Source organism: Mesorhizobium sp. WSM4817 (genome assembly GCF_055811135.1).
Window position 1 is genome coordinate 64,974 of sequence record NZ_JBVVQQ010000023.1, and the last position, 12,651, is coordinate 77,624.

At 61.0% G+C, this 12,651-nt stretch carries 14 protein-coding genes, 1 tRNA gene and 1 pseudogene; 8 read left to right on the forward strand and 8 right to left on the reverse strand.

Translation table 11 applies throughout. The annotated features are described in order from the left end of the window. Positions 1 to 26: 26 nt before the first annotated feature. From AC0L2K_RS26435 to AC0L2K_RS26445, 3 genes are all read right to left on the reverse strand, one after another. On the reverse strand, positions 27 to 212 hold the full coding sequence (locus AC0L2K_RS26435) for a hypothetical protein (protein WP_473532755.1): 186 nt from the start codon (positions 210 to 212) through the stop codon (positions 27 to 29). A gap of 216 nt (positions 213 to 428) precedes the next feature. Beyond that, positions 429 to 605, reverse strand: coding sequence for a hypothetical protein (locus AC0L2K_RS26440; RefSeq protein WP_287181090.1), 177 nt, complete (start codon positions 603 to 605; stop codon positions 429 to 431). Next, complete coding sequence (locus tag AC0L2K_RS26445) at positions 571 to 966, reverse strand: DUF3606 domain-containing protein (protein WP_473532756.1); 396 nt, start codon at positions 964 to 966, stop codon at positions 571 to 573. The genes AC0L2K_RS26440 and AC0L2K_RS26445 overlap by 35 nt, the downstream gene beginning before the upstream one ends. Before the next feature lie 4 nt (positions 967 to 970). Between AC0L2K_RS26445 and ligD the strand changes: the two genes are divergently transcribed. Next, on the forward strand, positions 971 to 2,791 hold the full coding sequence (gene ligD, locus AC0L2K_RS26450) for a DNA ligase D (protein ID WP_473532757.1): 1,821 nt from the start codon (positions 971 to 973) through the stop codon (positions 2,789 to 2,791). Here ligD and AC0L2K_RS26455 read toward each other — a convergent pair. Next, the gene (locus AC0L2K_RS26455) at positions 2,774 to 3,802 is read right to left on the reverse strand and encodes a hypothetical protein (RefSeq protein ID WP_473532758.1); all 1,029 of its coding nucleotides are present in this window, start codon (positions 3,800 to 3,802) and stop codon (positions 2,774 to 2,776) included. The two genes, ligD and AC0L2K_RS26455, sit on opposite strands and share 18 nt — an antisense overlap. Before the next feature lie 578 nt (positions 3,803 to 4,380). Here AC0L2K_RS26455 and AC0L2K_RS26460 point away from each other — a divergent pair. After that, a pseudogene (locus AC0L2K_RS26460) lies at positions 4,381 to 4,548 on the forward strand (hypothetical protein); the annotation flags it as partial. 41 nt (positions 4,549 to 4,589) lie between these two features. Here AC0L2K_RS26460 and AC0L2K_RS26465 read toward each other — a convergent pair. From AC0L2K_RS26465 to AC0L2K_RS26475, 3 genes are read right to left on the reverse strand one after another with little or no spacing between them, the layout of a single operon-like run. Further along, positions 4,590 to 5,471, reverse strand: a complete 882-nt coding sequence (locus AC0L2K_RS26465; RefSeq protein ID WP_287225357.1) for a hypothetical protein — start codon at positions 5,469 to 5,471, stop codon at positions 4,590 to 4,592. Continuing rightward, positions 5,468 to 5,863 (reverse strand): phage holin family protein, encoded by a 396-nt coding sequence (locus tag AC0L2K_RS26470; RefSeq protein ID WP_128247784.1) that lies wholly within the window; start codon positions 5,861 to 5,863, stop codon positions 5,468 to 5,470. Before AC0L2K_RS26470 ends, AC0L2K_RS26465 begins: the two co-directional genes overlap by 4 nt. Beyond that, entirely contained in the window at positions 5,860 to 6,504 is a 645-nt protein-coding gene (locus AC0L2K_RS26475) for a hypothetical protein (RefSeq protein ID WP_287363936.1), read from the reverse strand. Before AC0L2K_RS26475 ends, AC0L2K_RS26470 begins: the two co-directional genes overlap by 4 nt. Positions 6,505 to 7,287: 783 nt before the next feature. On the opposite strand from AC0L2K_RS26475, the gene AC0L2K_RS26480 reads away from it, so the two are divergent. After that, positions 7,288 to 7,797, forward strand: a complete 510-nt coding sequence (locus AC0L2K_RS26480; protein WP_027155497.1) for a ferritin-like domain-containing protein — start codon at positions 7,288 to 7,290, stop codon at positions 7,795 to 7,797. Positions 7,798 to 8,230: 433 nt separating this feature from the next. Here AC0L2K_RS26480 and AC0L2K_RS26485 read toward each other — a convergent pair. Continuing rightward, a tRNA-Thr gene (locus AC0L2K_RS26485) sits at positions 8,231 to 8,305 on the reverse strand. Between the two features lie 149 nt (positions 8,306 to 8,454). Between AC0L2K_RS26485 and AC0L2K_RS26490 the strand changes: the two genes are divergently transcribed. The 5 genes from AC0L2K_RS26490 (at position 8,455) to AC0L2K_RS26510 (ending at position 12,650) form a co-directional block, all read left to right on the forward strand. After that, positions 8,455 to 8,667 (forward strand): hypothetical protein, encoded by a 213-nt coding sequence (locus AC0L2K_RS26490; RefSeq protein WP_031255389.1) that lies wholly within the window; start codon positions 8,455 to 8,457, stop codon positions 8,665 to 8,667. Between the two features lie 138 nt (positions 8,668 to 8,805). Then, positions 8,806 to 10,098 carry a UDP-N-acetylglucosamine 1-carboxyvinyltransferase gene (gene murA / locus AC0L2K_RS26495; protein WP_128170282.1) on the forward strand — a complete coding sequence of 431 codons (1,293 nt, stop codon included), beginning with the start codon at positions 8,806 to 8,808 and terminating at the stop codon, positions 10,096 to 10,098. Between the two features lie 324 nt (positions 10,099 to 10,422). Then, complete coding sequence (locus AC0L2K_RS26500) at positions 10,423 to 10,857, forward strand: DUF2948 family protein (protein ID WP_023803275.1); 435 nt, start codon at positions 10,423 to 10,425, stop codon at positions 10,855 to 10,857. A gap of 9 nt (positions 10,858 to 10,866) precedes the next feature. After that, positions 10,867 to 12,159, forward strand: a complete 1,293-nt coding sequence (gene hisD / locus AC0L2K_RS26505) for a histidinol dehydrogenase (RefSeq protein ID WP_128170283.1) — start codon at positions 10,867 to 10,869, stop codon at positions 12,157 to 12,159. Positions 12,160 to 12,164: 5 nt separating this feature from the next. Then, positions 12,165 to 12,650 carry a UPF0262 family protein gene (locus AC0L2K_RS26510; protein ID WP_027155503.1) on the forward strand — a complete coding sequence of 162 codons (486 nt, stop codon included), beginning with the start codon at positions 12,165 to 12,167 and terminating at the stop codon, positions 12,648 to 12,650. Position 12,651 lies beyond the last annotated feature (1 nt).

Here is a 12,651-nt window from a genome sequence, read left to right on the forward strand (position 1 = left end):
CCATATGGGTAGTATTGTGAATGCTCCTAAGCGTCCGGCGGCTTCAGCCGGCTTTTCAGTAGCCGAGCTTCCCGAAGTAGTGATGCCCGATCGGTGCCGATCAACTTGATCAGCTCGCGCGCTTGAGCTTCAGTTATTCCGGCTTCCTTGGCGAGGAACTGCGCCTGGAAATCCGTCATTCGGTCGCGGTCGGACTTTTCTTCCTCGCCCATGGTGAGCCTTTTGCACTTGGATTGAACCGGAACGCCGGCGGGAGGGTTTTGTTGCGATCAATGGCGCAAACTTTCTAGGCATATTTCGCTTTCTCTGGAACACATGCTTGAGATGAATGTTCGGGAAGTGCAGCAATCTTGTTCCCTCCCAACGATGGGCTGCAGATCGGAGATGCACCGATCGGCCCGCGTCCTTTCCTCGTGGGGCGCGGGCTTTCAATTCACAAACGATAGAGGTTGATGTTCTGGCTCGGCATGATGAAGCACCTGGCCAAGATCGCGCTTGTCGAAGTCCTGCCCGCGGATAGGACAGCGCTCAAGATGCTCCGCCTCGGGCTTGATCGGCCGGTCGTGATCTTTACCCTTGTAGCCGGTGGCCTCGCTGTTTCTCATTTCCGCTCACGCAGCGCCTCGCGGCTTCTGTCAGAGCGGCCCGGTTGTTGCCGTTGCCTTTGATAAGTTGGCGGACTTGGTCTGCCGAGACGCCGTTCTGCTGGGCAAAATACTCGATCTCGTAGTCGTCACCGGCGGATACGCGGTCGCGGAAATCTCGCTCGCTCATGTCATCGCCCATATCGTTCTCCTGTGAGCTTCGAATCAATTGCAACGCCGGCAAACCGATTTCGTTGCCGCGGGCCTGCGGGATTAAGTTCTGTTCACACGGGAGAATGCCAGCACTGCCGGACCTCACTTTGTTTTTCGGAACCGATTCGAAACGGGGATATTGATTCAAATCGAAGCGTCTGGAGTCCAAGTGCATGCTTACCGAGCCTGGCATTGGCCGGCTGTCGTTTATTGAATTCCAAATGCCCACGCTGGTCGAGAAGCCGCCCAAGGGCGATGGATGGATTCACGAAATCAAATACGATGGCTATCGGACCCAGCTGATCATCCAGCGGGGCAAGGCGCAGGCCTTCCGAAGGGGCTTCGACTGGACCGGCCGATACGGCCCGATTGTCGGTGCCGCGGCTGAGCTGAAAGCAAAGCGCGCAATCATCGATGGCGAGGCGACTGTATTAGGCGCTACCGGGCTTCCTGACTTTCAGGCACTACGCCGCGAGCTTGGAAAAGCTGAGTCAACGAAGCTGATCTTCCACGCTTTCGATCTGCTTCACCTCAACGGCAAGAATCTGCGGGACGCTCCGCTGGTGGAGCGCAAGCGCGCCTTGCAACGTCTCTTGGAGGGCGCGCCGCCGGTGCTGGTCTATGTCGATCATTATGAGGGCGACGGCCCGACAGTGTTCGAGCACGCCTGCGAAATGGGCCTGGAGGGGATCGTGTCGAAGCGTGCAGATTCCCGCTACCGCTCCGGCCGGCAGGAGAGTTGGCTCAAGCTCAAATGCATCAAGAGCGACAACTTTCCGATCGTCGCCTTCGTCGAGAAGCTGGGGGCGAAGCCGCGCAGGATTGCCTCGCTTTATCTCGGCCGCCGCGAGGGGAATCGCGTCCACTATGCCGGCAAGGCGCAAAGCGGCTACAGCCTGCGCGATGCACGCGAAGTGCGCGAACGATTGGACCCACTGATTGTGGCGAAATCTCCACTCTCGGAACCGATAGACAAGCCCAAGGCAACTTGGGTGCACCCAGCAGTCGAGGCCGAAATCCAATATAGCGGGATCACCAATGACGGACTGCTGCGTGAGGCGGTGTTCAAGGGGCTGCGCGATGATCTGAGCCCACCAGCCCGCGCGCCGCGTTTAGCCCGTAAGCGGCCGCCGTCCGATGAAAGTTTGGGCGTCCCGCCCGAAAACATTCTGCAATTGCTGCCCGACGCCGTCGTGCCCTCGAAAGAGGATCTGATCGGATATTGGACGAAGGTAGCGAGGAAGGCGCTCGTCCACCTTGGCCGACGCCCGCTCAAGCTGGTTCGCCACTCCCACGGCGTCACGTTCTATCACAAGGGCAGATTGCCCAAAGTTCCGGATGCCGTGCATCAGCTGCGAGTTCAGAAACGCGAAGGTGGCGAAGGTGTGAGGCTGTGGGTCGATGACCTTGATGGGCTTCTTGGCTTGGTGGAAATGGGCGTTGTCGAATTGCACCCATGGAACGCCACCATTGATGATATCGAGCATGCCGACCACCTCGTGATAGATCTGGATCCTGGCGAAGGAGTCGAATGGGAGCTAGTTGCCGGCACGGCTTTGGCGCTCCGCGATATGCTGCGTTCAGCAGGACTCGACAGCTGGCCGAAGGTGACTGGCGGCAAAGGCGTGCATGTGATGGCGCCGCTGAACGCTGCGATCACCCACGATGCGGCCAGGCAGTATGCACGCAGGCTGGCGCAGCAGCTGGTCAACAAGTATCCCGATCGCTACCTGTTGGCGGCTGCGCCGTCCGCCCGCGTAGGGCGGATCTTCCTGGATTATCTCCGAAATGGGCGAGGAAACACGGCGGTCGGTGCGTATTCGCCAAGAGCCGGACCACACTTTCCGATAGCAGCTCCCGTAACCTGGAGCCAGGTCGAAAAGGGAATTCTGCCAGACGCGTTCACGCTGCAAAGCCCATTTCGACCGACGCCGCAGACAAGCCTGCGGAAAGCGGGTCGCGCTCGTGCCAATTTTTCAGATCGCCCGACGTGAAGGAAGACCAGAGACTCTATAATCAGTCGGCGGATCTGGAGATCGTGGCTCGACCAAGGCCAATCTTCCGCACGCGTCAAAGTGGATTGGAATAGGGTCGCAGATTGTCCCCGAAAACCGCTCCTCCGGACCCGAAATGAAGGCAAGTAGATAGTCCTGGTCACCATGTGTAAGAAGGCGCCCGGCATATATCTCGCAGTCGGGTGTGCCGTATAGGAATGGACCGTCCGCCGGTTTCCATGGCCCCAAGGGATGATCGGCAGCAAGATAGTGGATGCCCGCTACCGGCTCTCCCGGATAGTTGCGTTTGAATTCTTCCGACCAACATTGTGAATGTGTGCAGAAGAGGCAGAACCATTTGTCGCCCCGCTGGAAGACTTGGGGGACCTCGATTTCCCCGAAAGATCCGACATAAACCGGAGGCTGAAGCTGCCAATTTACAAGATCGTGCGAATGGGCAACGCCAATTGCACCAGAGGCATTGGTATCCGATGGCATCGGCGATCGGGCCGTGAAATACATCAGCCAGCCAGAGCCCTCGGGGTCACGTATCACCCAAGGATCCCGCAGCGAGCAGTCCTTCCAGCGCCGCGGAACGCAACCCTCGTAATACTCGGCATTCTCACCGGTGCGCTCGAGCGCAAGGCCCTGCCTTCTCCAATGGACTAGATCGGCGCTACTCGCGCGTCCGATTCGTTGTATCTTGCCCTCTTCAGCGCGTGATGTCCCGGTATAGAAGAGGGTCCATGAATTCCTGTCGTTCCGCACAATGCAGCCGGTCCAGATCGTCAGATCATCAAAAGACGGAGTTTTGCTCGGCCGGAAAACCGTTCCCCGATACGTCCATTTGCGCAGGTCAGGACTTGTGGCAAGGCCCCAGGTGACATTCCAGTGTCGCAGTTCGGGATTCCCTAGCGAGCGATCGGCCTGCAGAAAGAAGGCATGCCAGAGTCCCTGATCATCCCGGCAATGCCAGCTGTCCCATATCCATTTTCCTTCGACGGTCAACATTGGATGCCTCTGACGTCGCATTGCCAACCACTGCTGAAAGAAAACCATCAGCGCGCGCTAACGTTCCGCTTCAAGGCTTACGGCCGGGGAGGCAACCCGACTAATCTTGATTCCAAATATCGTGCGAACTTGGTTTCGGACTTGGTTGCCCAACGCGCGGTTCAGGTTGACCTTGTCGGCGGCCTGTCTGCCGGCCTTTAGGCGTCGGTCGCTACGCGGGCCGATGCCCGACACACCAGCCGTATTTCGGGATGGGTTCGAGCTCTTCCAGGCGGTCGTTCAGGCACCGGACCAGGCCGACTTGGAACGATCGGGTCAGGTGCCGACGGCGAAGGGATCCCCGATAGGCGCGCCTCTGCTTGAAGCGCCGGCTTTCGACGTCGCGGTAGCGGGGTCGGTCCACCTTCACGCGGTGGATCGGGACGCAAGTTTAGGTCGTTGCAGACCCGCGTTCAGGACGATCTGGCGATTTTCTAACTACCGTCATAGGACCCAAAAGGGGAGAAACCTAGCAGGCCCGCGCCGAACCAAGGTGTGAGCGTTATGGCGTTCACCTCGATACGCAAACGGAATACGATCCGGAACGCAGAACCCTCTCGGCGTGGTTCGTGGCCAGCGGTAAATGTTACCAGTCTGAGGACGTGCCGCCGGAGACCTTCGCCGCGTTCAAAGCCGCCATTGTGAATGCCGCTACTTCAAGACCACATCCGTCCGGTGTGGTTACGACCGGCGACGGTGCCGGATGACATCGTATGGACCAAGCGCGTCATTCAGGCTGGTGGCGACGCTATGTGGTGGTAGAAGACTCGTCCGACGACCCCGGCAAACGATCGCGAATGGCTTCCTCAGTTCTGTTTGCGGTCGATTCCACAACTTTGCCGACCTTGCCTGCTAGGGTGCCTGCATCTCCACCCGAGCCTTGCCGGTCGGCCTCTTCCTTGACCGTTTCGTAGGCCTCGGCGGCAACTTGCTTTGCTTGCTCCAGGCCCGTTTCGAAAACCTCCTCCGCACTGTCGCGAATTTTGTCGCGGTAGGCGCCAAGTTGCTCGTCCTCTGTGGCTGTGTGGGGCAGCATCACCCCGATGGCAGTGCCCAGCGCAAGGCCGACTGCGGCGATAGCCAGCGGTTCGCGCTCGAAGAGGTCTTGTGCCGATTGGCGCGTCCGAGCCGCTATCTCGCTGGCGCTTGAGCCGAGCTGTCCGGCGGTTTTTGTCATCCTCTCCTTGGCGCCCGTTGCAGCGTTTGCTGCAGCTTCGGCCGCGTCGCTTGCTGCTGATGTAACCGAACCGGCGGTATCGGAGAGCATCGCCCCGATTCCGGACCCTTCGTTGCCCTGGCTGAAATCATCGCCGCGCAAGTTAGAGAAAGCGTCAGGAGCCGTGCCTGTCCGATAGGCGGCGGCAGCTGAGTTGGTTGCCGACGTGCCGTCGCCCAGCATCAGCCAGGCCAGGCCGGCTCCAATCAACGTCAATGGCAACGGGTTGTCCCTGACTTGCGACTTGAAATTGCCAAGCATGGCAGATCCCTCGCCACCGGCGAACATCCCGGTAAATTCGTCGATCAATTGACCCGGTGTCATCTTGCTGCGGATCGAATCGGCGGTGTCTGCTACTTTAGCACGGGCGATGTCGGCATCGCGTTCGAGCTCGGCTGCGGATTTTTCGCTCATCTCATTTGATCCTTGATCACGCGTGCGTCGCGCTTGAGTTGGTCTTGTGTGCGATCAGGCGTTAGCTCGGAAGGAGCCATGCTTTTCGTGCCGGAGCGCAAGAGAATGATCCCCAGTACCGCGACGACGATCCCGACCAGCAGCGAGGACCATCCCGCTCCCAAGCCGGCACTCGCCAGGGCGATTACGAGTGCTTGCAAAAGCACCATCAAGGCCGCGAGTAGGCATATGGCGCCGGCCAGAACCTCGGCGGCGCCTGTGCCGGCCTTGCTGATTTTCTCCGACATTTCGGCCCGCAACAGCCTACTTTCGGTTTGAAGCAGGCTTGTGACCTGCTGTGCCAGATCGCTGACGAGGGTTGCGAGGCCGCGACTTTCCTGATTGTTGTTCATGGGTTCTGCTCCAGGCTTGCGCCTGCCAAATCCCTGTCGTCTCTGGGCTGATTGAAGGGGGGCGGCGTAGTGTCAGGTGCCTCTGCCGATCGCGTAGCGGACTGATCCGAGTTCGAAACCGTTTCTGAACCCCCGTCTGTTTGCGATCGACTCGGTGTCTCGGTCCGAGCAGATGGCGGCGTGCTCTTGATAAACCGCCCCAGCGCCAAGCCTGCCAATACTGAGCCGGCTATCAGCGCCCCTGAGTTTTCGCGGCCGAAAGACCGCATCTCGCCAAGAACATCTTCGAATGGTTTGTCCTTCAACGAAGATGAAAGGCGTTCAAGCGAGCCGGCGGCATCGAGGGTGAACTTCGAAGCGGTCCGTTGATTATTATTCGCCAGATGCTCGCTTGCTGCTCGCAAGGCTCCGCTAAAGGCCTTCAGGTTGGAGCTGATATCGCGCTGTGTTCCCTCGGCTTTGTCGAACAACGCCTGCTTCGCTTCAGCAGCGTAATCGCCCGCCTTCCTGGCGAGTTCGTCGCGAGCGCCGTGTAGCGCCTCTGTCGCGGTCTGCGTTTCCTGCTGGAACCGTTCAGACAGTTCGCTTTTGGCTGTTTCGAAATCGGCCGGCTTACGGCCCTGATCGTCTTCGCGCTGCATGGTATCTCCTAATGGAATCCGAGGAAGGAGAGGATCGCAAGCACGACGACGACAAGGCCGATGAGATAAATGACACTGTTCATGGTGGCAATCTCCTCCATTGCCTAACGAACTTGGCGGGGGCAAACAGGTTCCATCACTTCCAGCTAAATTAGCAGTAAGAATTCGGTGCCATAACCGGCGTCCCTCGCATGGACTTCTAGCGACAGCGCGCCCATGGCGTGGGTCCAAGGGAACATCCAAAAGAACCAGGGCATCAATAGGCCCCTCCTGCCGGGAACCAGCCTCCGCAAGACACGTTGCTGAGTCACCGAACTTCTCAAAAAGGATGCTTGCTATGGCGAAAGAGATACCTCGCGAGGAAGAGCAACGCGGCACAGGAAGGGTCCTCATGTGGGGCGCCGTGATCACCGCTGTGCTTTTTGTTGCCCTACTGGCCACATTTGTCCTCGGGCCACTCTGATCTGATTTGGGGGCAGGATTTTTCGAACTGTTGGCCTACGTATCGCGCGATACTCACCGCCTAACCTCTGGAGCTTGTTCCTGCGGCGGACCCAAAGCTGCCGGCCGGCGCCTACCAGGCAACGCCCACTGCTCACAGAGCACTATTAGCTGACGCTAATGTTGCGCTTCAAGGGGCTTTTGGCCGGGGAGGCAGTGACCTGCGGGACGGGTTGTCGTGGTCACCGCCGGGTATCGACTGCGCTTTGCAGGCGATCGGAACTAACGGTCTGTGGCGGCGTTGCGATGGCAGTAAGACAATGCTGACCAACGGAGACAGACATGACAGACTCCAAGGAACGTCTGGTGCAGTGGCTTCGCGACGCTCACGCCATGGAAGAACAAGCCGAGACCATGTTGAGCGGCCAAATCGAGCGTCTCGAAAACTATCCCGAGATTCGCGACCGGATGAACATGCATCTCGAAGAAACGAGGCAACAGGCAAAACGTCTTGAACAATGCCTCGATCGGATCGGCGACGGCTCTTCGACGCTGAAGGACGCCGGCGGTAAGCTAATCGCCATCGGACAGAACATCAGCGGCATGTTTGCAGGCGACGAGGTGATGAAAGGATCACTGGCTAGCTACACATTCGAACATATGGAAATCGCCAGCTACAAAATGCTCATTGCCGCAGCCGGCGAGGTCGGCGACTCCGAGACCCAAAGAGCATGTAAAGAAAACCTCCGCGAAGAAGAGGCGATGGCAGATTGGCTGGAAAACCAACTCGGCACGGTCACCAGCGAGTTCCTCAGACGCGACGAGCGGGATGCTGACACCGCGAAACGGTGACATGCCTAAAGTCTTGCCATCGCGTTGTAGAAATCCTTCGGGGGCACGAGGCTGATCGACGTCAAACCCGGTAGGGCTTCAGACGCGAAGGGATGGCGGATTGGTTGACGTTCTAAAAGAAACCGCTCCCTCTCGGCGCGATGTTCGAAGCAGAACCTGCGCGAGGCTTGCTAGGCCTCGCGAAAATCCCAGCCGGCATGGTTTGTGCAGCCAGGATGTTCGCACGCATGGCTGATTCCCGGGCGCTATGCCTGTTCTGGCCGTGGGAGCCTGAATCTCGTCGCACCTCACCTTCATCGTATGGGAATGGATACACGTCGATGTCAAGGGACTGCGCTTGTCGATCTTGTGCCAACCAATTCCGTTGAAGGAATCTGCAGCGATCACGAGAGCCTTGCGTGTCAAGGGCTTGAGCGATTTCAAGGGGATAAACTGGTGCTGCGAGAGAGGATTGAACTCTCGACCTCTCCCTTACCAAGGGAGTGCTCTACCACTGAGCTACCGCAGCCGCTGATGGCGGGGCTTCTGCCATATCGAACCGGCAAGCGCAAGGCCAAGTGCAAGCCATCTGTGAAAGCCCGCTCCGACGGCTTTTGCGGACATGGCAGCGCCACAATGTTGGCTATCCCTGAATAGCGGGCCAGCCGGGACGGAACCATGAACGACAAGGCAATTCCATCTGACAAGGAGGGTCCACCCGACAAGGAGGGCCCATCTGACAAGGGCGGGCCGTCGACAAAAGCTGACCGCAAGACCCGGCTCGCCGAGCAATTGCGCGCCAATCTGCAGAAGCGCAAGGCGCAGTCGCGCTCGCGACGCACTGGCGGGGCCGACAAGCGGCCGGACGGGCTCGAAAGGCAAAAGGAATGACCTATTATCGACAGCCACGGCGCGGGAATCCTGTTTCTTGAACCAAGCCGGCCAATGGTTTAGACGGGCCGGGGTCTAGACCGGCCACAACAGACTCAACCGATTAAACCGGCCTTTCGGCCGAGGGGACGCTCTTCCATGGATCGCATCAGAATTGTCGGCGGCAACAAGCTTGCCGGAAGCATCCCGATCTCGGGCGCGAAGAACGCCGCGCTGCCGCTGATGATCGCTTCGCTGCTCACCGACGACACGCTGACGCTGGAAAACGTGCCGCATCTGGCCGATGTCGAGCAGTTGATCCGCATCCTCGGCAATCATGGCGTCGACTACTCGGTCAACGGACGCCGCGAAAAGCAGCAGGAGGGCTATTCGCGCACCGTCACTTTCTCCGCCCGCAACATCGTCGATACAACGGCCCCCTACGAACTGGTGTCGAAGATGCGCGCCTCGTTCTGGGTGATCGGCCCGCTGCTTGCCCGCATGGGCGAGGCCAAGGTGTCGCTGCCCGGCGGCTGCGCCATCGGCACGCGGCCGGTCGATCTTTTCCTGGAAGGCCTCCAGGCGCTGGGCGCCGATATCGACGTCGATACCGGCTATGTCATCGCCAAGACCAGGAACGGCCGTCTTGTCGGCAATCGCTACGTCTTCCCGAAAGTGTCGGTCGGCGCCACCCATGTGCTTGTCATGGCGGCTTCGCTGGCCAAGGGCGAGACGGTGCTCGAAAACGCCGCCCGCGAGCCCGAGATCGTCAACCTCGCCGAATGCCTCAACGCCATGGGCGCCAGGATTTCCGGCGCCGGCACCGCGACCATCACCATCGACGGCGTCGAGGCGCTGTCGGGCGCGCGCGTCCGGGTGATACCCGACCGCATCGAGACCGGCACCTATGCGATGGCCGTCGCCATGACCGGCGGCGACGTCGTGCTCGAAGGCGCGCGGGCGGACCTGCTGCAGACCGCGCTCGACGTGATTTCCCAAACCGGCGCCGAGATCACGCAGACCAATTCCGGCATCCGCGTCAGGCGCAACGGCGCCGGCATCGCGCCGGTCGACGTGACGACAGCGCCCTTCCCGGCGTTCCCGACCGACCTGCAGGCGCAGTTCATGGGCCTGATGACGATGGCCAAGGGAAAGTCGCGCATCACCGAGACGATCTTCGAAAACCGCTTCATGCACGTCCAGGAACTTGCCCGGCTCGGCGCCCACATAACATTGTCCGGCCAGACGGCGATCGTCGACGGCGTGCCGAAGCTGAAGGGCGCCCCGGTGATGGCGACCGATCTTCGCGCTTCGGTGTCGCTGGTCATCGCCGGCCTGGCGGCCGAAGGCGAGACCACGGTCAACCGGGTCTATCATCTCGACCGCGGTTTTGAGCGGCTGGAAGAAAAGCTGTCCGGCTGCGGCGCGGTGATCGAGCGGATTTCGGGGTAGAGGTAGCGGGCCTGAGGTCGGCGCTGCCCCTCATCTGCCTGCCGGCACCTTCTCCCCGTATAGTGACGGAGAGAAGGCCTGTTCCTGCACCGCTGCTGATTGGCGAAATCCATTGCGAAGGCGTTCACTCTCCCCGTCACTATACGGGGAGAGTGCCCGGTCCACCCTCCGCAGCTGCAGCGCAGCTGCTGCGGAGGACGGGCAGGGCGATGAGGGGCAGCGCACACATGAAGCGATTGTGCTGGAATCCGTGGCGCGGTTGCACGGATCGCCAAGACCGCCTAACAGAAAACTGATGTAAACCTTCGCAGGTGCGAACTCCGCATGAACCTTCTCAAGCTTGTCGCGCTCGACGATCAGGATCTGAGCATCGTCTCGGCCCATGTCCAGGACGCCGTGCTCAAGGTCGGCGACCTCGAATACATGCCGGCGGTCAAGCGCTTCGTGATGACGATGAACCGCTTCGTCTGGGAGGCGAAATCGGGGCTGTTCCGCCAGCACAATGAACGGCGGCAAAGCGTGCTGCATTTCGACCGGGTGCTGGGCGCCAAGACCAGCGGCATTGCCCGCGACAAGCCGGACGAGGTGCTGTCGCTGCTGGCGATCAGCTTCGTGGCGCTCGACAAGCCGGCCGGCATTGTCGAGCTGATCTTTTCAGGCGGCGGCGCCATCATGCTCGATGTCGAGTGCATCGAGGCGCGGCTGGCTGACACTGGCGGCGCCTGGGAAGCGACGTCGCGCCCCTTCCACAGAGCCTGAGCACACAAGATGGCCATCACGCTTCGTCTGTCCGATGCCGATTTCGAGCCGCGGTTTGCCGCGTTCCTTTTGACCAAGCGCGAGGTCTCGGAGGACGTCGACGCGGTGGTGCGCGCGATCATCGCGCGGGTCCGCGCCGAGGGCGACGCGGCGCTCATCGACTACACGCAGAAATTCGAAAAGGCCGACCTGAAAGGCCTCGGCATTGCCGTGTCGAAAGACGACATCGCCAAGGCCTACGATGCAGCCGACCCGCAGACGATCGAGGCGCTCAAATTCGCCCGTGACCGCATCCGTTCGCATCACGAGCGGCAGCGGCCGAACGACGACCGCTATACCGACGCTGCCGGCGTCGAGCTCGGCTCGCGCTGGACCGCGATCGAGGCGGTCGGGCTCTACGTACCGGGCGGAACGGCGAGCTATCCAAGCTCGGTGCTGATGGGCGCCGTGCCGGCCAAGGTCGCCGGCGTCGAGCGCATCGTCATGGCGGTGCCGGCGCCCGGCGGCGTCATCAATCCGCTGGTGCTGGTGGCGGCGGACCTGACCGGCATAACCGAGATCTACCGCGTCGGCGGCGCGCAGGCGATCGCAGCGCTTGCCTACGGCACCGAAACGATAAAGCCGGTCGCCAAGATCGTCGGCCCCGGCAATGCCTATGTCGCGGCGGCCAAGCGCCAGGTGTTCGGCACGGTCGGCATCGACATGATCGCCGGGCCATCGGAAGTGCTTGTCGTGGCCGACGGCAGCAACGATTCGGACTGGATCGCCGCCGACCTGCTTGCCCAGGCCGAGCATGACGTGTCGGCGCAGTCGATCCTGATCACCGACGATCCTGACTTCGGCGCGGCGGTCGAGCGGGCGGTCGAACGCCAGTTGCAAAACCTGTCGCGCGCCGGGACGGCGGCGGCGAGCTGGCGCGATTTCGGCGCCGTCATCCACGTCCCCCGAATCGAGGCGGCGCTGCCGCTGGTCGACCGCATCGCGGCCGAACATGTCGAGCTTGCCATCGACGAGCCGGAAGCCTTCCTGGCGCGGATGCGCAATGCCGGCGCCGTCTTTCTCGGCCGCCACACGCCGGAAGCCATCGGCGACTATGTCGGCGGCTCCAACCACGTGCTGCCGACGGCGCGCTCGGCGCGCTTCTCGTCCGGGCTTTCGGTGCTCGATTTCGTCAAGCGCACCTCGATCCTGAAGCTCGGGCCGGAGCAATTGCGGGCGCTGGCGCCGGCGGCCATCGCGCTGGCCACAGCGGAAGGCCTCGACGGGCATGGACGCTCCGTCGCCATCCGGCTGAATATGTAGCTGACATGGCGGACTACGATCGAACCCGTGCCAGGCTGATCGATGTCGAACTCGACGAATCGATCGGCCGTTCGACGCCCGATGTCGAGCATGAGCGGGCGGTGGCGATCTTCGACCTGATCGAGGAAAACAGCTTCCAGCCGGTCAATGACGACGGCGCCGGGCCCTACCGGCTAAAACTGTCGCTGGCCGAATCCCGCCTGGTCTTCGCGGTGACGCGCGAGGATGGCGCGGCGGTCGTGACCCACATCCTGTCGCTGACGCCGCTCAGGCGCATCGTCAAGGACTATTACATGATCTGCGAAAGCTATTACGATGCCATCCGCACCTCGACGCCCAGCCAGATCGAGGCGATCGACATGGGCCGGCGCGGCCTGCACAATGAGGGCTCGCAGACACTGATGGACCGGCTGGCCGGCAAGATCGACATCGATTTCGACACGGCGCGCCGGCTGTTCACGCTGGTCTGCGTACTGCACTGGCGAGGCTGAA